The sequence below is a fragment of the Bacillus cereus group sp. BcHK124 genome (genome assembly GCF_027712065.1).
Taxonomy (GTDB): domain Bacteria; phylum Bacillota; class Bacilli; order Bacillales; family Bacillaceae_G; genus Bacillus_A; species Bacillus_A pacificus.
The window spans coordinates 761,404-781,750 of the sequence record NZ_JAQFPJ010000001.1 but is presented as its reverse complement, the minus strand read 5'-3'; the positions used below and the strand labels follow the sequence as shown (position 1 = coordinate 781,750).

Here is a 20,347-nt window from a genome sequence, read left to right as displayed (position 1 = left end):
TATTCGTTCCAACTAGTTCATATACCCATTCACTAATTCATAACATCTTTCTTTTGTCATCTTGTATTTCTCCTCTGAAGCATCTATACGTCTCATCGTCCCGTTATTTGTATCAGTACCAATTGCTTTAACCTTACTTTCCTTTTCTTTAACCCACGCAATTTGTTTCGTTTTTAATGACTGAAATGCATCAGGGGACATCGTATTTTTTAATGTACTGTAAATTTCATTTAGTTTATTATCCCACAGTTCATAATTTCCTTCTATTTCATTTACTATGTCATTTGTTGACATGACATTTGTATGTTTTTCTTGGTTTTCTAGAGCCGCTAACTCATTTAAAACCTTACTTTTACCTACTGCTGACGAAGTTTCTTTTTTAGTCTGCTTCTCTTCTTTAGAAGTAGCATGCGTACTCATGTTATTTTCCTTAATGTTTTCGTGTTCTTGACTACTATTTTCTTTCGCTTCTTTTTCCTGCTTTTGCTCATCTAAATTATATGTAATAACCGATGTTTTTGCATCCACAGCTATTGATCTAGTATTTTCTTTAAAAATATATTTTTTGTCACCACTGTTTTCTTCTTTAACAAAATCGACATTCTTAAAGCCTCGAATTTTCAGAAACTCACTAGCTTCTTCCTTCGTAAGTTTTAAATCTCTCGGTGTATGCGATGACCATTTATCCATTAACCATTTTCCATCTTTATGAACGAAAATAAACTCCCATATCTCTGCTTCATTTCCCATATCATTTGAAGGTATAATCGTTTCAATCATTAAATTTTTATCTTTCTGTGTATACGTTAATCTCATTTCTGGTTCAATATTAATAGGGAATGGCAACATATCTGTCTCTCTAGATCTATTAAATGTTTCAAGCGAATTAGGAAGCTGGTTCTCTACAAATTTTTCTGTAACTAATCCCTTAACTCCTTTTTTCGCTGTCGCCAAATCTCCAGGGTTATTTCGACTCCATCCATTTTCTTTTTCCATCTCACTAAATGCATTTGCTATTGCATCTACACTCTTTCTTACAATCTTTTTCGCTTCTTTTTCTGTCACTTCCGGCGCTTCATCAAGCTGTTCAATCGTTTCATTTGCTTGAGCTTTGATTTCACTTTTTTCACACCCTGTTACAACTAGCATACTAGCAGCGAAGCAAAATGACATGACTTTACTTAATTTCTTCATATACTCACATTCCTTATTCCTATTTATTCGTTACGCACCTTTATCTACAAGAACACATAACGACCTCTTATTATACCAATTATCACCATTTATTTATACAAAAAACATAATATTAGAATTGAAAGATTATAATATGCAAGTTTACATTACTGTATAAATTTTTTACATCCTCATTTTATATTTGTCTAGTTTTTTTGACACAAAACTCCCTCTTCTCTTTTATTGTCAATAAGTATATTGGCACAATTTTTGCTTTATTAAATATAAAAAGGAGGCATTAAAATGAATATAAGAATAACTAATATCCAAAAACAACTACATAAGTATGGAATTGACGGGTTACTTATTACAAAAAAAGAAAATCGTCAATATGCAACAGGCTTTACAGGTAGTGCTGGCGTCGTCTTAATCTCTGCGGATCAAGCTGTTTTCATAACAGATTTCCGCTATGTAGATCAAGCAAAATCACAAATACAAGATGCTGAAATTGTTATGCATAAAGGAAATTTAGAAAAAGAGATTGCACATCAAGTATCGAAATTAAACATTCAAAAACTTGGAATTGAAGAAAACAACATGACATTGCAACAATATAAAAACTTGCAAAAATACGTACATACGGAAATGATTCAAGTGTGCGAAATTATCGAAAGTATTCGTATCATTAAAGACACGCCTGAAATAGAAACAATGAAAATTGCAGCTCATATTGCGGACGAAGCATTTCACCACATTCTTACGTTTCTAAAACCGGGAATAAGTGAAAATGATGTACGAGATGAGTTAGAATTTTTCATGCGAAAAAAAGGAGCTACATCTTCATCATTTCAAATTATTGTAGCTTCTGGTGTTCGTTCTTCTCTTCCTCATGGCGTTGCATCAAATAAAATAATCGAGCGGAGCGACATCGTTACATTAGATTTCGGTGCACTTTACGACGGATACTGTTCCGATATAACACGTACTGTAGCAATCGGGGAACCATCAGAAGAATTTAAAAAGATATACAATATTGTACGAGAAGCATTAAAACGCGGGACTGAAGCGATTAAACCTGGAGAAACTGCAAAACGTATCGATGATATAACGAGAAACTACATTACTGAGCATGGATACGGTCAATATTTTGGACATTCTACTGGTCATGGTCTTGGATTAGAAATTCATGAACCTCTCCGCCTATCCCAAGAAAGTAAGGCTACTTTAGAAGAGGGTATGGTCGTTACAGTTGAACCAGGTATTTACATACCTAACTGGGGCGGTTGTAGAATTGAAGATGATATTGTCATTACAAAAGACGGATATGAAGTTATTACAAAATCAAATAGAGAACTAATTGTAATCCCTTGTTAATATTTTGAAATTTTCAACAGGATTTTTTCTCTGCACATAGAATGCCTTCTCTGGAGTATTCGTTTAAAGAGGGGGAATTGTAATTGAACTTTGTAATAGATAAAATCGATGGTTTACATCCTGAATTTTCCAAACTAGTTTCCATGATGAATTACGCTCGCTATACAACAATGCAAGCGGTGGAAGATTTAACAATGGAAGAACTTGATTATTTATATAATGAGGAAGCAAATTCAATCGGCATGCTATTATATCACATGGCTGCTGTTGAATTTTATTACCAGATTCATACTTTTGAAGACCGCGAACCAACGGAGGCCGAACTAGAAAGATGGTTACCTGGCCTCGAGTTAGAAGCTCTTGGACGTGAGAAAATAAAAGGAAACTCTATAGAATTTTATATTGATACATTACAAGAAGTACGTTCCAAAACAATTGAAACATTCCAATCGTTACCTGATGAATGGCTGTTTAAAACGACAGACTTTTGGTATGACAAACAAGCAAATAACTATTTTAAGTGGTTTCACGTATTTGAAGATGAAATCAATCATCGCGGACAAATTCGTTTAATTAAAAAGATGCAAAAAGCTCATTCAATAAAATGAGAAAGTGCCACCGAATAAGGTGGCACTTTTTTTATTCATTAGCAAATAACTTTTCATTTACTTTTTTAGCGACTAGCGCTACCACTATTAAAACACACATTAAATATAGTAATTTTGCAATAAATAACCAGCCTTGAAACATTACAATCCCATCTATTATTTCATTTCCCTTCAGTAACAAAAATGGAATCGTGCTAATTATAATAACAAACTCGATGCTGAAAATAATTTTCTTTTTTCGGCTGTATGCTTTCCACTCGTCCCAGCGATACATAGGAGCAAAAACCAACACCCCTATACATAATATAACTGGCACCCATGCACTGTTAAGAAATTGTCCTGAAATAACTGATAATAGCAAACAAACGAGCACACCATAATACCCAATTTTCTCTCTCATTCATACTCCACCATTCTACTTTTCCTTTAATATGTAACTTGTTATCCTTATAACAATTCTTAGAAAAACAACAACTACAATGACAATATAAAGCCCCTTCGCAGAAGACATCCACTCTTGAAAAATAGACATTTTTTCCATTTGCTTCTGCCCTTCAATTAAAATAAATCCTACGAAAAATGAGCAAACAACAATGGTACCTATCATAATTCCGATATTTTTCTTACTATATTGTTTCATATCATCCCAGTTATATAACAGTACAAAAACAAATCCGAAAACAGGTATAATACTGATCCATTCATTGTTTGTAAACAAGTTTAAAATGATTAATAGACTACAAGATATAACGAATCCCCAAAATCCAATTTTTTTGTGCATAAGCCCTCCTTTAATTCCATTTTTAGGATTAATTGTATTGTAACATCCATTTATCATTCTTACCATTACAGTACATGAAATTTTACTTTTTCTTTTTCCTATACTCACATACTTTCACCGCTTTCATACAATAAACTACACGAATGCCTAAAGGATGTGAATGTTATGGCAGTTGAATTAACGCTATTACACGCTCTCTATGTTATTTGTTTACTCACCATTATTACCTTTTTTATTTTCCGAAAGGATACGACTATTATTTGTATCGTTTTTATCTTTTTATTAGCATTAACAGCTACAAGTTCTATCCCTCTTGCTATTAGCGGTATTTTTCAAAGTTTCATTTACGCTATTACTGAACTTTTACCAACTATATTAATCATTTCCATTATCGTATCCATGAGCAATTTACTCGTTCATACCGGCATAAATGATACGATGATTTCACCATTTACAAAGATGATTCGTACACCTACCCTCGCCTACTGGATTATCGGCCTTTTAATGATGACAATTTCTTTCTTCTTTTGGCCTTCTCCAGCTGTCGCCTTAATGGGGGCTATTTTATTACCCGTCGCTGTACGCGTTGGCCTTCCGCCAATTGGAGTTGCCATCGCTATGAACTTATTCGGACACGGCATCGCCTTATCTGGTGACTTCGTTATTCAAGGTGCACCAAAATTAACAGCGGACGCTGCTGGTCTTCCTGTTTCTAGCGTTGTTTCTGCCAGTGTTCCTCTCGTAATTGTTATGGGCATTGTGACAACTTCCGTCGCATTTTTCTTCTTACGAAAAGAATTTCATACAGGATTATCTTCTATACAAGAATCTATTCCATCAACTGCGTCTTCTAAAACGCTCACTTCATTATCTCCTCAGACAAAAAAATGGCTCGCTATTTGTATTCCGATCATATATGCCATCGATATCCTTTGCATGATTCAATTTAAACTACAAGGAAGCGACGCAACTGCACTTATCGGTGGGACCACTGTTATTATGATTATCATCATTTCTCTCATCGCTTACAAAGGAAATGGACTAAATAAAACGACCGATTATTTTATAGAAGGGCTCCAATTTGGCTTTAAAATCTTTGGTCCAGTTATTCCAATTGCCGCACTCTTTTATTTAGGAGATAGCGGTTTTGTAAAAATTATCGGAGACTATTTACCGAAAGGTTCACACGGAATCATTAACGACTTAGGAATCGCTTTGTCTCAAACTGTTCCTTTAAATCAATATGTATCGGCAGGGACATTAACTATCGTTGGTGTCATTACCGGCTTAGATGGATCTGGCTTTTCTGGTATATCACTTGCTGGTTCCATTGCCAATCTTTTCGGAACAGCACTTGGCCATGGAACAGCTACATTAACAGCCCTCGGGCAAATTGCAGCTATATGGACCGGGGGCGGGACGTTAATTCCTTGGGCACTTATTCCTGCCGCTGCGATTTGTAAAGTCGATCCATTTGAACTTGCACGTCGAAACTTTTTACCAGTTGGGATTGGCTTAATTGTCACCACGATCGTTGCGATGTTTATTCTATAGCGTAAGCAAGTTTTCTTTTGCTTACGCTTTTTGCTTGTAAAATTCATCATGAATTATCAGTTTTCAAGAGGGATTCGTTATTACTTAGCGAAATTATATTAGGAGAGTAATTATTTCAAAACGTTTACGAGAAACAGATTATTTCCATTAGAAAAGGGGACATAGCTATGAATGAATTGATTTTCGTCTTATTAATTTGTCCATTACTTATCTTTATCATTTCTATTGTTGGAACCTGCAAGACAAAAACGTATTACGTCATGCCGATTGTAACGTTTGCTAGTTTTTTAATAATAGGTGTTATCGCCTTTACTCCGAAGTTTTTCTTTTGGGTTGGCATGTATAGCATCTTCTCATTTATTGTTTCTTATATGACTTTATTGTTTGTGAGAGGACATGAAGTTGCGGACAGCGCTAAATAGTTATTAACGAGGAGATTGTCATATGATTTTCTTTGATGTCGATGGAACTTTACTTGATTATGAGGCCGCTGAAAGAAAAGGTATTATAGATTTCTTTCAAGTATATAGTACTATTTTTTCAGGTAATGAATTAGAGGCCACAAAAGTCTGGCATGAATTATCCGAAGAATATTTCAACAAATTTTTATCCAAGGAATTATCTTTTCAAGAACAACAAAGGATTCGAATGTATCATTTATTTAAAACATATGGATTAAACTTATCACCCGAGGAATCTCAGCACAGATTCAATCAATATATAGAACTATATAAGAACAACTGGACTGCGTTTGAAGATGTAAACTATACATTACAGACCTTACAGGAAAAAGGACACTCATTAGGTATCATTAGCAACGGTGAATATGAGCAACAAGTCGAAAAGTTAACTGCTCTAAACATTCTACACTATTTCAAATACATATTTACTTCTAGTGAACTTGGCATATCGAAACCAAACCCTGAAATTTTTCAAAGAACTGTATTACAATTGAATCTTGAAATGAAAGATTGCTTTTATATTGGTGATCGATTAGAGACAGATGCAATTAGTAGTACAGCAGCTGGAATGCAAGGGATATGGTTAAATCGGGATAACTCGCAACTCAAGTACAATATTCCTACTATATGCTCTTTACATGAAGTTTTAACAGTGATATAAAAAGACGACCGCGTTCCCCCGCAGTCGTCTTTTTTCGTGTTACGCTGTGATCCAAGCTTCGTTAGCTGGATCTTTACGCCACTCTTGTAATTTTTTCGTTTCAGCTTGTCCGATCATACCTTTTTCTGCTGCAACTTCAGTTAATGCACTGTAGTCGCTTAAAGAATATGATGCTACGTTAGCTGCTTCTAGTTTTTCTTTTCCTGCTTCAAGCTCGTATGTGAAGATTGATACGATTCCTAATACTTCACAGCCAGCTTCGCGAAGTGCTTCTACACATGTAATTGCACTACCGCCAGTTGAAATTAAGTCTTCTACTACTACTACTTTTTGACCTTTTTCAGCTTTTCCTTCAATTTGGTTCCCTTTACCGTGACCTTTTGCTTTACTACGTACGTAGCACATTGGTAAATCCATACGATCGCTTACCCATGCAGCGTGCGCAATACCAGCAGTTGCTGTTCCTGCAATAACTTCTACAGTTGGGAAGTGCTCTCTAATTAACTCTTCTAATCCAGCTGCAATTGCTTGACGTACTTTCGGATAAGATAAAGTTAAACGGTTATCACAATAAATTGGTGATTTCATACCTGAAGACCATGTGAATGGATCATTCGGTTGTAAAAATACTGCTCCAATTTCTAATAAATGCGATGCGATTTCTTTTTTCATACTGTTACACCTTCCCACTGTTGTTTTACTGTTTTATACGCTTCAAGCGGATTTTCTGCTTTTGTAATACTACGTCCAACTACGATATAACTTGAGCCAAGTTCCCTCGCACGTTTCGGTGTTGCTACGCGCACCTGGTCATTTACATCATCGCTCGCAAGACGAATCCCCGGTGTTACTGTTACAAATTCATTTCCGCATACTTCACGTAGTTTTGGAACTTCAAGCGTTGAGCAAACAACGCCATCAAGTCCACTTTCTTTCGTTAGTTTTGCATAATGAGCAACCGCTTCTTCTAACGTTTTCTCAATGCCGATCTCTTTTTTCATCATAGCTTCCGAAGTGCTTGTTAGTTGTGTAACTGCAATACAAATCGGTCTCTCTTTTCCTTCTTGCTTACCTTCCTCTAATCCCTCAATCGCAGCTTTCATCATACTGCTTCCCCCAGCAGCATGAACATTTACCATATCAACATCTAGACTAGCTAGGCTACGCATAGCGCTTTTTACTGTATTTGGAATATCATGAAGTTTTAAATCTAGAAAAATCTTATGTCCTTTTTCTTTTAAGTACGTAATAATTGCAGGGCCTTCTTTGTAAAATAACTCCATACCAACTTTGACAAATAACTCTTCCCCTTCAAAGTGGCGCAAGAATTGTTCTACATCTTGTTTCCCTGGAAAATCTAGTGCAACGATTAACGACTGTGACATGTTTGCTTCCAGCTCCTTCCTTGACATTCCGAAATGTGATCAAATCCTAATTCATCTAGTAATGCTGGTAACTCTTCAATAATTGTCGGACATACGAACGGATCGATAAAGTTCGCTGTACCTACTGCAACTGCGCTTGCGCCAGCGTAGAAGAATTCGATTACATCTTCCGCTGTTTCAATGCCACCCATTCCGATAATTGGAATGTTAACCGCTTGGCTTACTTCATGTACCATACGAATTGCTACTGGCTTAATCGCAGGACCTGATAATCCGCCTGTACGGTTTGCTAAAATTGGTTTAGCTGTTTTTAAATCTAGACGCATACCAAGCAATGTATTAATCATCGTTAAACCATCTGCACCTGCATTTTCAATCGCTTTTGCAATTTCCACAATGTTTGCCACGTTCGGTGACAACTTCACGTATACAGGTACTTCAGAAACCTCTTTTACTCGCTTCGTTAAATCAGCAGCAATTTCAGGATTTGTACCAAAGGCGATACCACCTGTTTTTACGTTTGGACAAGAAATATTTAATTCCAGTGCATGGACATTAGGCGCTTTAGAAATTTCCTTTGCAACCGCTACGTAATCCTCAGCTTGTGAACCTGCAACGTTTGCAATGATTGGAAGGTCAAATTGTTCTAACCATGGTAATTCAGAATTCATTACTTTTTCTAATCCTGGGTTTTGAAGTCCGATTGCATTTAACATGCCGCCCGGTGTTTCAGCAACACGAGGCGTAGGATTTCCATAGCGTGGTTGTTCTGTCGTCGCTTTAATCATGATTGATCCTAGTACACTTAAATCGTAAAACTGTGCATATTCACGACCAAACCCAAAGCATCCAGATGCTGGTATAATTGGATTTTTTAATGATAATCCCGGTAATTCAACTTGCAATCTGTTCATAGTACAACCTCCCCGATTGGAAATACTGGTCCGTCGCTACACACCTTCTTGTAAGAATGTCCACTTGGATCTTCTTGTAAGTGGCATACACATGCGAAACAAGCTCCAATACCACAGCCCATACGTTCTTCTAATGAAATATAGGCTTTTTTCTCTTTGTAACGTCCTTCTAATGCACGAAGCATCGCTAACGGACCACATGAATAAAGAATATCAAAGTCAATTCCGTAATGATCAATTACATCTGTGACAAATCCTTTTGTACCGTGTGTACCGTCTACTGTCGCAACGTACGTATCACCAAGTTCTGCAAATTTTTCTTCATAGAAAACTACATCTTTCGTTTGAAAACCTAAGATGTGAATCACACGTACACCTTTTGCAACGAGGCGCTGTGATAATTCATAAAGTGGTGGTACACCAATCCCCCCGCCTACTAGTAAAGCTGTTTGACCAGCTTCTGCTTCTTCTACAGGAAAACCGTGTCCTAATGGTCCTAATACATCTACCATTTCACCTTGTTTTCTAGTTGCTAATGTTTTTGTCCCTTGTCCTTCCGCACGATATAGCATTGTAAATTCGTTCTTCTCTTGATCTACATTACAAATACTAATTGGGCGGCGCAGAAGGGGCGCAATGCCCTCTGCTACCTTAATGTGTACAAACTGCCCTGGTTCGTTCATTTGCTGTACTAAAGTTCCTTGAAGCACTAATTCGTAAATGTTCTTTGCGATTTCTTTTTGATTAACGACGATCATATTTTGCTTTTGCATCATGCATGTACCACCTCGTGACGCTTTGTTTGCGTAATTTCTTTCATTGAATGAGCTGAGAATGTCATAGATTCTAATACTCGTAAGATTGCTCTCGTTGTATCAAGTGATGTTAAGCAAGCTACACCATTTTCTACTGATTCACGGCGAATGCGGAAACCATCACGCGCTGGTTGTTTGCCTTTTGTTAATGTATTGATTACAAACTGTGCTTTTCCTTGGCGGATAATATCTAGTAAGTTGTAGTCCTCAGAATCAATTTTGTTTACAACTTGTACTGGGATATTTTGCTCTGTTAATGATTGTGCTGTTCCAGCTGTTGCTAATAAGTTATAGCCGATTTCATGGAAACGTTTTGCAATTTCCATCGCCTCTTCTTTATCTTTATCCGCTACAGTAATGATTACTGATCCGTGCGTTGGGATGTTAATTCCAGAAGCAACTAATCCTTTATATAATGCTTTTTCAAGCGTTAAATCTTTACCCATTACTTCCCCTGTTGATTTCATTTCAGGTCCTAATGTTGTATCCACTGAGCGTAATTTCGCGAATGAGAATACCGGAGCTTTTACATATACTTCTTTCTCTTCTGGGTGATAGCCCGTTCCGTATCCTTGCTCTACTAGGTCTTGCCCTAGAATAACTTTCGTTGCAACGTTTGCCATTGGTACACCTGTAATTTTACTTAAGAATGGTACTGTACGGCTCGCACGTGGATTTACTTCAATTACGTACACTTGATTTTCGAATACGACAAACTGGATATTTAGTAATCCAACAATGTTTAATCCTTTTCCAAGTGCAATTGTATGTTCAATAATTTGTTCTTTTAATTTTTCAGATAAGCTTTGTGGTGGATATACTCCAATTGAGTCACCAGAGTGAACTCCAGCGCGTTCAATATGTTCCATAATACCTGGAATGAATACATTCTCACCGTCTGAAATTGCATCTACTTCAATTTCTTTACCGACCATGTAACGGTCGATTAATACTGGGTGATCTGCGTGAACTTTAACTGCATTTTTCATGTAGTGCAGTAGTTCTTCTTGACGATATACGATTTCCATCGCACGTCCACCTAGTACGTAAGATGGTCTTACTAATACTGGGTAACCAATTTCTTCTGCGATTGCTACCGCTTGTTCTACAGTCGTTGCTGTTTTACCAACTGGTTGTGGGATACCAAGTTTTGTTAAAGCAGCTTCGAATTTATCACGATCTTCTGCACGGTCTAAGTCTTCAAGTGATGTTCCTAAAATCTTCACACCATGTTCTTCTAATTTCGCCGCTAAGTTAATCGCCGTTTGTCCACCAAACTGAACGATAACACCTTCTGGCTTTTCTAAATCGATGATGTGCATTACATCTTCAATCGTTAATGGTTCAAAGTATAATTTGTCAGAAATACTGAAGTCTGTTGAAACAGTTTCTGGGTTATTGTTAATGATAATCGCTTCATATCCAGCTTCTTTAATTGCCCATACTGAGTGAACTGTTGCATAGTCAAACTCAACACCTTGACCAATGCGGATCGGACCAGATCCTAGAACTACTACACTCTTACGATCTGTTACAATTGATTCGTTCTCCTCAGCGTATGTGCTGTAGTAATACGGTGTTGCAGATTCAAACTCTGCCGCACAAGTATCTACCATTTTGAATACTGGCGTCATATTATTTTCTTTACGCATATCGTAAATTTCGCGCTCCGTTTTGTTCCAAGCTGCTGCGATGTAGTGATCGCTGAAGCCCATTTCTTTTGCGGTTTGTAGTACTTCCATATTTCCTACATTCGCTTTTACTTCGCGTTCCATATTTACGATATTTTCAACTTTTTGTAAGAAGAAGAAGTCCATTTCACACCATTCGTTAATCTCTTCTTTCGTTACACCTTGACGAATTGCTTCTGCTACGATAAACAGTCGCTCATCATCTGCTTTAATAATGCGTTTTTTCATTGTTTCTTTATCAAGTTCTTTTAAGTGGTCTAATTCTAAGTGATAAATGCCAAGCTCTAAAGAACGAACCGCTTTTAATAATGATTCTTCTAAGTTACGTCCGATTGACATAACCTCACCAGTTGCTTTCATCTGCGTTCCAAGTGTTCTGTTCGCTGATTCAAACTTATCAAATGGCCAGCGTGGAATTTTTGAAACAACATAGTCTAATGCTGGCTCGAAGCAAGCGTAAGTTTTTTGCGTTACTGGGTTTACGATTTCATCTAATGTTAAGCCGACTGCAATTTTCGCTGCTAATTTCGCAATTGGATATCCAGTTGCTTTAGATGCTAATGCAGATGAACGACTTACACGTGGGTTTACTTCGATTACATAGTATTGGAAGCTATATGGATCTAGTGCAAGCTGAACGTTACATCCACCTTCAATTCCTAGTGCACGAATAATTCGTAATGAAGTATTACGTAACATTTGGTATTCACGGTCGCTTAGCGTTTGGCTCGGTGCTACAACGATAGAATCACCTGTATGAACACCAACTGGATCGATGTTTTCCATGTTACATACTACAATCGCGTTATCATTTGAATCACGCATTACTTCATATTCAATTTCTTTACAACCAGCAATACTTTTCTCTAATAAACATTGTGTTACTGGGCTATGTTTTAAACCACTTGTTACGATTTCAATTAACTCTTCTTCGTTATGGCAAATTCCGCCGCCCGTTCCGCCTAATGTGAATGCTGGACGAACGATTACTGGATAACCAATTTCGTTTACAAAGCTATATGCTTCATCAAGGTTATGAATGATTTCACTTGGTGGTGTTGGTTCATTTAAATCTTGCATTAATGTACGGAATAAATCACGATCTTCCGCTTGCTCGATTGCTGACAATTTTGTTCCTAAAATTTCAACTCCGCACTCTTCAAGTACGCCTGATTTTGCAAGTTCAACAGCCATGTTTAAACCTGTTTGACCACCTAATGTTGGTAAGATTGCATCTGGACGTTCTTTACGAATGATTCGGCTTACGAATTCTAATGTTAAAGGCTCAATGTATACTTTATCTGCTGTTGCAGTATCGGTCATAATTGTTGCTGGGTTAGAGTTAACAAGGATTACTTTGTAACCTTCCTCTTTAAGAGATTGACAAGCTTGTGTACCAGAGTAGTCAAACTCCGCTGCTTGCCCAATTACAATTGGTCCCGATCCGATTACTAAAATTGTGTTAATGTCTAGGCGTTTTGGCATAACTCTTCCCCTTCTTTCTTGAAGTTTTCAATCATTGTTAAGAAATCTTCGAATAAATCATTTGCATCTTCTGGTCCCGCTGAAGCTTCTGGATGGTATTGTACTGTAAATGCTGGGAACTTCTTATGACGAAGACCTTCTACTGTTCCATCATTTAAAGCAACATGTGTAATTTCAAGTTCTGTATTTTCAACTGATTCTTCTTCTACTGCGTAACCATGGTTTTGAGATGTAATTGCTACTTTTCCAGTTGCAAGATTTTTTACTGGATGGTTTAACCCACGGTGGCCGAATTTTAACTTACTTGTATTCGCACCAGATGCTAGAGCGAACAATTGATGTCCTAGACAAATTCCGAATAAAGGAACTTTACCGATAATGTCTTTTAACATTTCAATTGCTTCGGGTACATCTTTTGGATCCCCAGGTCCGTTACTTAGCATAATCCCATCTGGGCTAAGGCGTAAAATTTCTTCAGCTGTTGTATTGTAAGGAACTACAATCACATCGCAATCACGTTTATTTAATTCTCTTAAAATACCATGTTTCATACCGAAGTCTACTAGTACAACGCGATGTCCGCGGCCTGGGCTTGGGTATGGATCTTTCGTTGATACGCGTTTCACATGATCTGTAAATACTGTCGCTTTTAATTGGCTCACGATGTATTCTACATCTGCATCCATATTACAAAGGCGTCCGCGTAATGTACCGTATTGACGAATTTTTCTCGTTAATTTTCTCGTATCAATCCCTGCTAATCCTGGGATGTTTCTTTCTTTTAAGTAGTCATTTAACGAAATTTCATTACGGAAGTTTGATGGGTGATCACAAATTTCGTTTACGATTAAACCATTTACAGATGGGTGAATCGATTCAAAATCGTCACGGTTGATGCCGTAGTTTCCGATTAATGGGTACGTGAATGTTACAATTTGACCGCAATATGATGGATCAGATAATGTTTCTTGATATCCAGTCATTCCTGTTGTAAATACAACCTCACCTGACTTTTCGATTTCTCCTCCGAAACCTGTTCCAATTAATACTGTTCCATCTTCTAAGATAAGTTGTCTTTTCATACTAATGCACTCTCCTTTTGCCATGCGATCTTACCACCAACGATTGTCATTACCGGCCATCCTTGGCATTTCCAACCTGCGAATGGTGTATTTTTTCCTTTTGATAAGAATGTTGTTGGGTCAATCTCTTCTTCTTGTTCTAAATCAATAATTGTAATATCAGCTGTTCTACCTTCTTTCAGGCGACCTGCTTCTAAGCCGAATGTATCAGCTGGCTTTTCTGTTAAGAATTGAATTAATTGTTCTAATGTAATAATTCCTTTTTTCACAAGGTTTGTGTATAAAAGCGGGAATGCTGTTTCAAAACCAGTAATTCCGAATGGTGCTCTTTCAATTCCTTGTGCTTTCTCTTCTGCTGTATGCGGTGCATGATCAGTTGCGATCATATCGATTGTTCCATCTAATAAACCTTCAATTAATGCTGCGTGATCTTCTTTTCCACGAAGCGGTGGGTTCATTTTAAAGTTAGGGTCAGCTGATGGGATATCATCTTCACATAACACTAGGTGATGAGGTGTTACTTCTGCTGTTACTTTAATTCCAGCGCGCTTTGCATCACGGATTACACGTACAGAGCCTTTCGTACTTACGTGACATACGTGATAGTGACAATCTGCCGCTTCAGCAAGCAGTATATCCCTTGCAATATGTACAGATTCACATACTGATGGGATACCGTTTAATCCGTGTTTCTCAGAAAACTTCCCTTCATGTACACAACCTTTATTAATAAGAGTATTCTCTTCACAGTGCGCAACTACTGCCATATTTAATTTCGCTGCACGTTTCATAGCAGCTAACATCATGCTAGCATCTTGTACGCCTACACCGTCATCAGTGAAAGCAAATGCTCCAAGTTCTTTTAACGTTTCGAAATCTGTCATTTCAGAACCCGCTTGACGTACTGTAATTGCTCCATATGGTAATACGTTAACATGCGCTTTTTCTTTAATACGATTTTGTAAGTCTTCCATATGTTCTCTACAATCTGGTACTGGGCGTGTATTTGGCATTGCACAAATTGTAGTGAATCCACCTTTTGCCGCTGCTAGTGTACCTGTTTCAATTGTTTCTTTATGTTCACCACCTGGTTCACGAAGGTGTACGTGTACATCTACTAATCCAGGTGCAATTAACTTTCCGTTCACATCGATTACTTCAGCATTATCTGCCGTAATATTTTCTGCTACCTTAGCGATTTTACCGTCTTGTACGAGAAGATCCGTTGCTACGATTTTTCCTTCTTCATTCATATAACGACCATTTTTAAACAAGTAATTCATGTTTCATTCCTCCTAATACATTTGGTAAGGCGCGTTTTAGTACAGCCATTCTTACGTAAACTCCATTTTCCATTTGTTTAAATATGCGTGAACGCTCACACTCAACAAGTTCACTTGCAATTTCAACATCTCGGTTTACAGGAGCTGGATGCATAATAATGCTTCCTTCTTTCATACGCTGTTCTCTTTCCACTGTTAATCCGTGTTTCTCATGATACTCTTTCATAATGTCTGTTTCATAATGATCATGACGCTCATGTTGTACACGAAGTAACATCATTACATCCACTTCTGGAACAAGCTCATCTAATGGTTTGTATGTTCCAAATGTGTTGTCTTCATCTTTCCACTCTTCTGGACTTGCGAAGTAAATTGTTGCACCCAGTTTCGTTAATGCTTCTGCATTCGAACGTGCTACTCGGCTATGACGAACATCTCCTACTATCGCAATCTTCAATCCTTCAAATCTTCCAAACTCTTGTTTAATGGTAAGAAGGTCGAGTAAGCACTGCGTTGGGTGGTTCCCACATCCATCTCCAGCGTTTAAGATTGGAATATTCACCTGATCTTTTAGTTCATCGAAGTAGCGATCTTGCTCGTGGCGGATGACCACTGCTTTTGTTCCGATTGATTCTAGTGTTCTTATCGTATCGTATAATGTTTCTCCTTTTTGTACGCTAGATGCATCAGCTGAAAAGTTTAAAACATCAAGTCCTAATCTCTTCTCAGCAACTTCAAAGCTAAATCTTGTTCTCGTACTATTCTCAAAGAACAAGTTCGCAACAAAAGTTTGCTCTGTCGTTTTGCTTTCTTTCCCATTCGCAAAATCTTCTGCGTCTTTTAGGATTTCTGAAATTTCTACTTCCGATAATTCACTCATCGTTAACAAATGGCTCATCGTCATCCCTCATCTTTCTGATTTTTATGTTACCACTTTTGCATTTTTATAACAACCTCTGCATAAAAATACCCTAGTCTTGTGAGACTAGGGTGCAAGAAAGAAGCCACCCTTTTCGGTCTCACAGGACTGAATTAAAAGGTTATTATTATGAAGCAATCTGCTTAGATTGTTTTATTTGTTTCGTTTCCGGTAGTAGTAAATTTAGCAGTACACCTACAATTGCTGCTAGTGCCATTCCTTCTACTTGGAATGATTCTCCTACGTGAAGTACCGCTCCACCAATACCGATTACTAGTATTACTGATGCAATCATTAAGTTTCGTTTGTCACTTAAATCTGTTTTATCGTCTACCATCATACGTAATCCGCTTGATGCGATTACACCGAATAGTAAGATTGATACACCACCCATAACTGGTGTTGGTATCGAATGAATCAGTGCAGAAATCTTACCGATAAATCCGAACATGATTGCGAATACGGCTGAACCGATGAATAAGTATACACTGTACGCTCTTGTAATTGCTAGCACACCGATGTTTTCACCATACGTTGTATTCGGTGGTCCACCGATTAGTGATGCGATTAATGTTGCTACTCCATCACCGAAGATTGAACGGTGTAAACCAGGTTTTTCAATTAAATCTCTTTTAATAACATTTCCTAGTACAATTTGGTGTCCGATATGTTCTGAAATTGTTACTAGTGCAACTGGTACCATCAAGAGTACGATCTTCCATGAAAACTCTGGTGTGTATGTTACAAATGGTACTGTGAAATCTGGTACAACAAACCATTTTGCCTCAGCTACCGGCTTTAAGTCTACTAGCCCTTGGAAGTAAGCGAAAATATATCCGCCGATAATGCCAAGTAACACTGGTATGATACTGAAAAATCCTCTTCCGAATATTGAGCATATAATTGTAATTGCTAATGTTACTAATGCTACTGAAAAGTGTGTAAAGCTATATTTGCCATCCGCACCATTCATCGCCATGTTAACTGCTGTATGTGCTAAAGCTAGACCGATTACCATTACTACTGGACCAACTACGATTGGTGGTAGTAATTTCATAATCCACTTTGATCCTGATTTCTTAATTCCGATTGAGATTAAGATATACACAAGCCCTGCTAGCAACCCACCAAGCATTGCTGCTCCCGGTCCACCTGCCGTTTTTGCTGTTATAATCGGTGCGATAAAGGCGAATGATGATCCTAGATAGGCAGGTACTTGACCTTTCGTTATAAGAAGAAACGCTAACGTTCCTAATCCACTTGATATTAATGCTACTGACGGATTCAATCCTGTTAAAAACGGAACAAGCACTGTTGATCCAAACATCGCGAACAAATGTTGTATACTTAAAAATAACCATTTTCCCGGTTTCGGTACTTCATTAACGTCTAACACTGGCTTTTGTTCCATTGTTACATCCTCCTTCAGTTTAAATCTTTGCAATAAAAAAACTCTTTGTGCCTGTGCACAAAGAGTCCTACACTTTCGTATGCCAAATTTGACATATGAAAGCCAAGACCCTTTGGCAGCCTCACAGGACTACATTTAAAAGGGCTTTACTTATCGTATATGCTTACTCGATCTTGTTGATCTGTCTCTTGCAAATCAACTTCGATACGCTCTTCACTTGATGTTGGAATGTTCTTTCCTACATAATCAGCGCGAATTGGTAGTTCACGATGACCTCTATCAACAAGAACCGCCAATTGGATTTGTGATGGTCTACCTAAATCCATCAGAGCATCCATTGCTGCTCGAACTGTTCTGCCTGTATATAATACATCATCTACAAGGATAACTTTTTTCTTCGTAATATCTACAGGGATATCAGAACCTTTTACAAGTGGTTCTTTATTTTTCGATTGTAGCGTTAAATCATCACGATATAACGTAATGTCTAGCTCTCCAACTTCTATTTCTTTTCCTTCAATTTGACCAATTCGTTCTGCCAAACGTTGTGCAATAAAAATTCCACGAGTTTTAATTCCGACAAGAACACAATTATCGACACCTTTATTTCGTTCCACGATTTCATGACTAATTCGTGTTAAAGCGCGGCGAATCATTTGGTCATCTAAAACGACAGCTTTCTCTTGCATGCTCTACACCTCCAAGCTTTTTTCTTGCGTGAGAGTAATGGTATAAAAAAAAGTCCTCTCAGCGTGTGCGAGAGGACTTTTGAAAAAGGGTATAGCATACCCTATGCATTTCAAACCGTTACCTTCTCAACCTCACGGGGCTGTGTTAAAGGATCATTATTTAACTGTTGTCAGTATCTCAGTTTTCTTATGATTTGTCAATACTATTTTCGTAAAATATTTAATGCGTCTTCAAACACTTCTGGAATCGGTGCCTCAAACTGAATATATTCACCAGTGCGAGGATGATCAAATCCTAAAATACCTGCATGAAGTGCTTGTCCGTTCATATCTAACGTTTTCTTTGGTCCATACTTTGGATCTCCTGCAAGTGGATAGCCAATATATTTCATATGAACACGAATTTGATGTGTACGCCCTGTTTCTAAGCGACATTCTACAAGTGTGAAATCTTTGAATCGCTCTAACACTTGGAAATGCGTAACAGCATGCTTACCATTTTCATCAACCGTCATACTTTGACGTTCTTTCTTATCACGAGCAATCGGAGCATCAATCGTTCCCTTATCGTGCGGAATAACACCGTGTACAATCGCTTTGTAACGTCTCGTTACTGTTTTTGCTACAAGTTGATTTACAAGTGATTCGTGTGCCATATCATTTTTAGCAACCATTAATAGGCCTGACGTATCCTTATCAATACGATGCACGATACCTGGACGCATCACACCATTAATGCCTGATAAGTCTGTACAATGGTGCATAAGACCGTTCACAAGTGTACCACTTGTATGACCTGGTGCTGGATGTACAACCATACCACGCGGCTTATTAACAACAAGTACATCTGCATCTTCATAATAAATTTCTAAGTTCATATCTTCTGGCTGAATATCTAACTCTTCTGGCTCAGGAATCGTCACTGTAATTTCATCATTTTCTCTAACTTTATAATTCCCTTTTACAGCTTTTCCATTAACTGTAACAACGTCATCTTTAATCCATTGTTGTACTTGTGTACGTGACCATTCATTATTTATTCCTGCAACGAATTTATCAATTCGCTCATTTTTTTGTTCTTCTGCAACTGTTACTTGTACTACTTCACTCATTCAATTACTCCTTCGTTTTCTTGCCTTCTAATAATGTTTGAATAATAATTAATACAACACCAATACATAATGCTGAATCAGCGATATTGAATACTGGATAGTTGTACGAGAAAATATACACGTGAATGAAATCCACTACTTCTTGTCTAAATACACGATCAATAAAATTACCAATTGCTCCGCCTAAAATTAGACCTAATGAAATTCCTAGAAGCTTGTCTGTTTTTGCATATTTTTTCATATAAAATACGATAAATGCTACAAAAACGACTGTAATAATGTAGAAAAACCACATTTTATTTTCTAAAATGCCCCAGGCAGCTCCTCTATTTCGATGTGATGTTATGTATAATACATTATCGATAATCGGAATGCTCGTACCCAATTCCATGTTCTTTACAATTAGCCATTTCGATATTTGATCGATGGCAATGACAAATAACGCTATTACATAATATATCATTTTCATTTCCCCCACAAAGACAGTGTACCTCAAAATTTTAGCATAGCTGCAACCTTTTCACAATGAACCTTTATAGAAGAATAAAATAAATAAAAAAAAGGTAATATAATATCGTTGTGCCCATTCATACATTTACTTTTTCATAGAAAAATTCATGAATGGTTCGGGCAGTCGGCATCGTTTTCATTTGTTTTACCGACATTACTCTCCCTGTGTCTTCACAAATACCATACATATCTATTTCCATTTTAAATAATGCACGTTCTACATCTTTTAAATCCTCTTTTATATCATGTAATAATAGTTTTTTCTTTATCTCTTCCTTCATTTCATACCCAAGCTCTTCGCTAAACTCTGTATTATATTTGTACATAACCTCTTTAGCTAGCCTCTCTTGTAACTCTTTTCGCATCAATTGCAATTCTTCTTTGATTTCCATATACATTTCATTCACGTGTACATTCCTCCCAGTTGCAATGTACGATT

21 protein-coding genes are annotated in these 20,347 nt (G+C 37.3%); 5 read left to right on the top strand and 16 right to left on the bottom strand.

The window, feature by feature from the left end; all coding sequences use genetic code 11:
• Window positions 1-12: 12 nt before the first annotated feature.
• Entirely contained in the window at window positions 13-1,194 is a 1,182-nt protein-coding gene (locus tag PDK19_RS04300; protein ID WP_000736512.1) for a lysozyme inhibitor LprI family protein, read from the bottom strand.
• Window positions 1,195-1,476: 282 nt separating this feature from the next.
• On the opposite strand from PDK19_RS04300, the gene PDK19_RS04295 reads away from it, so the two are divergent.
• Window positions 1,477-2,547: a M24 family metallopeptidase gene (locus PDK19_RS04295; RefSeq protein WP_001026203.1), complete on the top strand. Its 1,071-nt coding sequence runs from the start codon at window positions 1,477-1,479 to the stop codon at window positions 2,545-2,547.
• A gap of 83 nt (window positions 2,548-2,630) precedes the next feature.
• Window positions 2,631-3,155: a DinB family protein gene (locus tag PDK19_RS04290; RefSeq protein ID WP_001012019.1), complete on the top strand. Its 525-nt coding sequence runs from the start codon at window positions 2,631-2,633 to the stop codon at window positions 3,153-3,155.
• Window positions 3,156-3,186: 31 nt separating this feature from the next.
• Here the strand turns inward: PDK19_RS04290 and PDK19_RS04285 are convergent, their stop codons facing one another.
• Entirely contained in the window at window positions 3,187-3,555 is a 369-nt protein-coding gene (locus tag PDK19_RS04285) for a YoqO family protein (RefSeq protein ID WP_001208269.1), read from the bottom strand.
• 15 nt (window positions 3,556-3,570) lie between these two features.
• A complete protein-coding gene (locus tag PDK19_RS04280) occupies window positions 3,571-4,002 on the bottom strand; it encodes a YoqO family protein (protein ID WP_170932381.1) in 432 nt (143 codons plus the stop codon).
• A 99-nt stretch (window positions 4,003-4,101) separates the two neighbouring features.
• On the opposite strand from PDK19_RS04280, the gene PDK19_RS04275 reads away from it, so the two are divergent.
• From PDK19_RS04275 to PDK19_RS04265, 3 genes are all read left to right on the top strand, one after another.
• Window positions 4,102-5,490: a hypothetical protein gene (locus PDK19_RS04275; RefSeq protein ID WP_088106433.1), complete on the top strand. Its 1,389-nt coding sequence runs from the start codon at window positions 4,102-4,104 to the stop codon at window positions 5,488-5,490.
• A 167-nt stretch (window positions 5,491-5,657) separates the two neighbouring features.
• Window positions 5,658-5,912: a YbeF family protein gene (locus PDK19_RS04270; RefSeq protein WP_270706635.1), complete on the top strand. Its 255-nt coding sequence runs from the start codon at window positions 5,658-5,660 to the stop codon at window positions 5,910-5,912.
• A 22-nt stretch (window positions 5,913-5,934) separates the two neighbouring features.
• On the top strand, window positions 5,935-6,612 hold the full coding sequence (locus PDK19_RS04265; RefSeq protein WP_270706633.1) for an HAD family hydrolase: 678 nt from the start codon (window positions 5,935-5,937) through the stop codon (window positions 6,610-6,612).
• Between the two features lie 39 nt (window positions 6,613-6,651).
• On the opposite strand, the gene pyrE is transcribed toward PDK19_RS04265, so the two are convergent.
• From pyrE to PDK19_RS04200, 13 genes are all read right to left on the bottom strand, one after another.
• Window positions 6,652-7,284, bottom strand: coding sequence for an orotate phosphoribosyltransferase (pyrE, locus tag PDK19_RS04260; protein ID WP_270706631.1), 633 nt, complete (start codon window positions 7,282-7,284; stop codon window positions 6,652-6,654).
• Window positions 7,281-7,997 (bottom strand): orotidine-5'-phosphate decarboxylase, encoded by a 717-nt coding sequence (pyrF, locus tag PDK19_RS04255; RefSeq protein ID WP_000083496.1) that lies wholly within the window; start codon window positions 7,995-7,997, stop codon window positions 7,281-7,283. Before pyrF ends, pyrE begins: the two co-directional genes overlap by 4 nt.
• Window positions 7,982-8,911, bottom strand: a complete 930-nt coding sequence (pyrD, locus tag PDK19_RS04250; RefSeq protein WP_001081057.1) for a dihydroorotate oxidase B catalytic subunit — start codon at window positions 8,909-8,911, stop codon at window positions 7,982-7,984. The genes pyrF and pyrD overlap by 16 nt, the downstream gene beginning before the upstream one ends.
• Window positions 8,908-9,687, bottom strand: a complete 780-nt coding sequence (gene pyrK / locus PDK19_RS04245; protein ID WP_000983358.1) for a dihydroorotate oxidase B electron transfer subunit — start codon at window positions 9,685-9,687, stop codon at window positions 8,908-8,910. Before pyrK ends, pyrD begins: the two co-directional genes overlap by 4 nt.
• The gene (carB, locus tag PDK19_RS04240) at window positions 9,684-12,902 is read right to left on the bottom strand and encodes a carbamoyl-phosphate synthase large subunit (RefSeq protein WP_001126114.1); all 3,219 of its coding nucleotides are present in this window, start codon (window positions 12,900-12,902) and stop codon (window positions 9,684-9,686) included. The genes pyrK and carB overlap by 4 nt, the downstream gene beginning before the upstream one ends.
• The gene (locus tag PDK19_RS04235; RefSeq protein ID WP_000828682.1) at window positions 12,887-13,984 is read right to left on the bottom strand and encodes a carbamoyl phosphate synthase small subunit; all 1,098 of its coding nucleotides are present in this window, start codon (window positions 13,982-13,984) and stop codon (window positions 12,887-12,889) included. The genes carB and PDK19_RS04235 overlap by 16 nt, the downstream gene beginning before the upstream one ends.
• On the bottom strand, window positions 13,981-15,267 hold the full coding sequence (pyrC, locus tag PDK19_RS04230; RefSeq protein ID WP_001108374.1) for a dihydroorotase: 1,287 nt from the start codon (window positions 15,265-15,267) through the stop codon (window positions 13,981-13,983). The genes PDK19_RS04235 and pyrC overlap by 4 nt, the downstream gene beginning before the upstream one ends.
• Entirely contained in the window at window positions 15,251-16,165 is a 915-nt protein-coding gene (pyrB, locus tag PDK19_RS04225) for an aspartate carbamoyltransferase (RefSeq protein ID WP_000018853.1), read from the bottom strand. The genes pyrC and pyrB overlap by 17 nt, the downstream gene beginning before the upstream one ends.
• Before the next feature lie 148 nt (window positions 16,166-16,313).
• Window positions 16,314-17,597, bottom strand: coding sequence for a uracil permease (uraA, locus tag PDK19_RS04220; protein ID WP_000435920.1), 1,284 nt, complete (start codon window positions 17,595-17,597; stop codon window positions 16,314-16,316).
• A 146-nt stretch (window positions 17,598-17,743) separates the two neighbouring features.
• A complete protein-coding gene (gene pyrR, locus PDK19_RS04215; protein WP_001156487.1) occupies window positions 17,744-18,286 on the bottom strand; it encodes a bifunctional pyrimidine operon transcriptional regulator/uracil phosphoribosyltransferase in 543 nt (180 codons plus the stop codon).
• 203 nt (window positions 18,287-18,489) lie between these two features.
• Window positions 18,490-19,398, bottom strand: a complete 909-nt coding sequence (locus tag PDK19_RS04210) for an RluA family pseudouridine synthase (RefSeq protein WP_000005838.1) — start codon at window positions 19,396-19,398, stop codon at window positions 18,490-18,492.
• Window positions 19,399-19,402: 4 nt separating this feature from the next.
• Window positions 19,403-19,861 (bottom strand): lipoprotein signal peptidase LspA, encoded by a 459-nt coding sequence (gene lspA / locus PDK19_RS04205; RefSeq protein ID WP_000642177.1) that lies wholly within the window; start codon window positions 19,859-19,861, stop codon window positions 19,403-19,405.
• Between the two features lie 124 nt (window positions 19,862-19,985).
• Window positions 19,986-20,315 (bottom strand): molecular chaperone DnaK, encoded by a 330-nt coding sequence (locus PDK19_RS04200; protein ID WP_001004666.1) that lies wholly within the window; start codon window positions 20,313-20,315, stop codon window positions 19,986-19,988.
• Window positions 20,316-20,347 lie beyond the last annotated feature (32 nt).

Excerpts from the sequence above, each read along its gene's own strand:
- PDK19_RS04300 (WP_000736512.1), bottom strand. The coding sequence starts at position 1,194 with ATGAAGAAATTAAGTAAAGTCATGTCATTTTGCTTCGCTGCTAGTATG.
- PDK19_RS04295 (WP_001026203.1), top strand. The coding sequence starts at position 1,477 with ATGAATATAAGAATAACTAATATCCAAAAACAACTACATAAGTATGGA.
- PDK19_RS04285 (WP_001208269.1), bottom strand. The coding sequence starts at position 3,555 with ATGAGAGAGAAAATTGGGTATTATGGTGTGCTCGTTTGTTTGCTATTA.
- PDK19_RS04280 (WP_170932381.1), bottom strand. The coding sequence starts at position 4,002 with ATGGTAAGAATGATAAATGGATGTTACAATACAATTAATCCTAAAAAT.
- PDK19_RS04275 (WP_088106433.1), top strand. The coding sequence starts at position 4,102 with ATGGCAGTTGAATTAACGCTATTACACGCTCTCTATGTTATTTGTTTA.
- PDK19_RS04270 (WP_270706635.1), top strand. The coding sequence starts at position 5,658 with ATGAATGAATTGATTTTCGTCTTATTAATTTGTCCATTACTTATCTTT.
- PDK19_RS04265 (WP_270706633.1), top strand. The coding sequence starts at position 5,935 with ATGATTTTCTTTGATGTCGATGGAACTTTACTTGATTATGAGGCCGCT.
- pyrE (WP_270706631.1), bottom strand. The coding sequence starts at position 7,284 with ATGAAAAAAGAAATCGCATCGCATTTATTAGAAATTGGAGCAGTATTT.
- pyrF (WP_000083496.1), bottom strand. The coding sequence starts at position 7,997 with ATGTCACAGTCGTTAATCGTTGCACTAGATTTTCCAGGGAAACAAGAT.
- pyrD (WP_001081057.1), bottom strand. The coding sequence starts at position 8,911 with ATGAACAGATTGCAAGTTGAATTACCGGGATTATCATTAAAAAATCCA.
- pyrK (WP_000983358.1), bottom strand. The coding sequence starts at position 9,687 with ATGATGCAAAAGCAAAATATGATCGTCGTTAATCAAAAAGAAATCGCA.
- carB (WP_001126114.1), bottom strand. The coding sequence starts at position 12,902 with ATGCCAAAACGCCTAGACATTAACACAATTTTAGTAATCGGATCGGGA.
- PDK19_RS04235 (WP_000828682.1), bottom strand. The coding sequence starts at position 13,984 with ATGAAAAGACAACTTATCTTAGAAGATGGAACAGTATTAATTGGAACA.
- pyrC (WP_001108374.1), bottom strand. The coding sequence starts at position 15,267 with ATGAATTACTTGTTTAAAAATGGTCGTTATATGAATGAAGAAGGAAAA.
- pyrB (WP_000018853.1), bottom strand. The coding sequence starts at position 16,165 with ATGAGCCATTTGTTAACGATGAGTGAATTATCGGAAGTAGAAATTTCA.
- uraA (WP_000435920.1), bottom strand. The coding sequence starts at position 17,597 with ATGGAACAAAAGCCAGTGTTAGACGTTAATGAAGTACCGAAACCGGGA.
- pyrR (WP_001156487.1), bottom strand. The coding sequence starts at position 18,286 with ATGCAAGAGAAAGCTGTCGTTTTAGATGACCAAATGATTCGCCGCGCT.
- PDK19_RS04210 (WP_000005838.1), bottom strand. The coding sequence starts at position 19,398 with ATGAGTGAAGTAGTACAAGTAACAGTTGCAGAAGAACAAAAAAATGAG.
- lspA (WP_000642177.1), bottom strand. The coding sequence starts at position 19,861 with ATGATATATTATGTAATAGCGTTATTTGTCATTGCCATCGATCAAATA.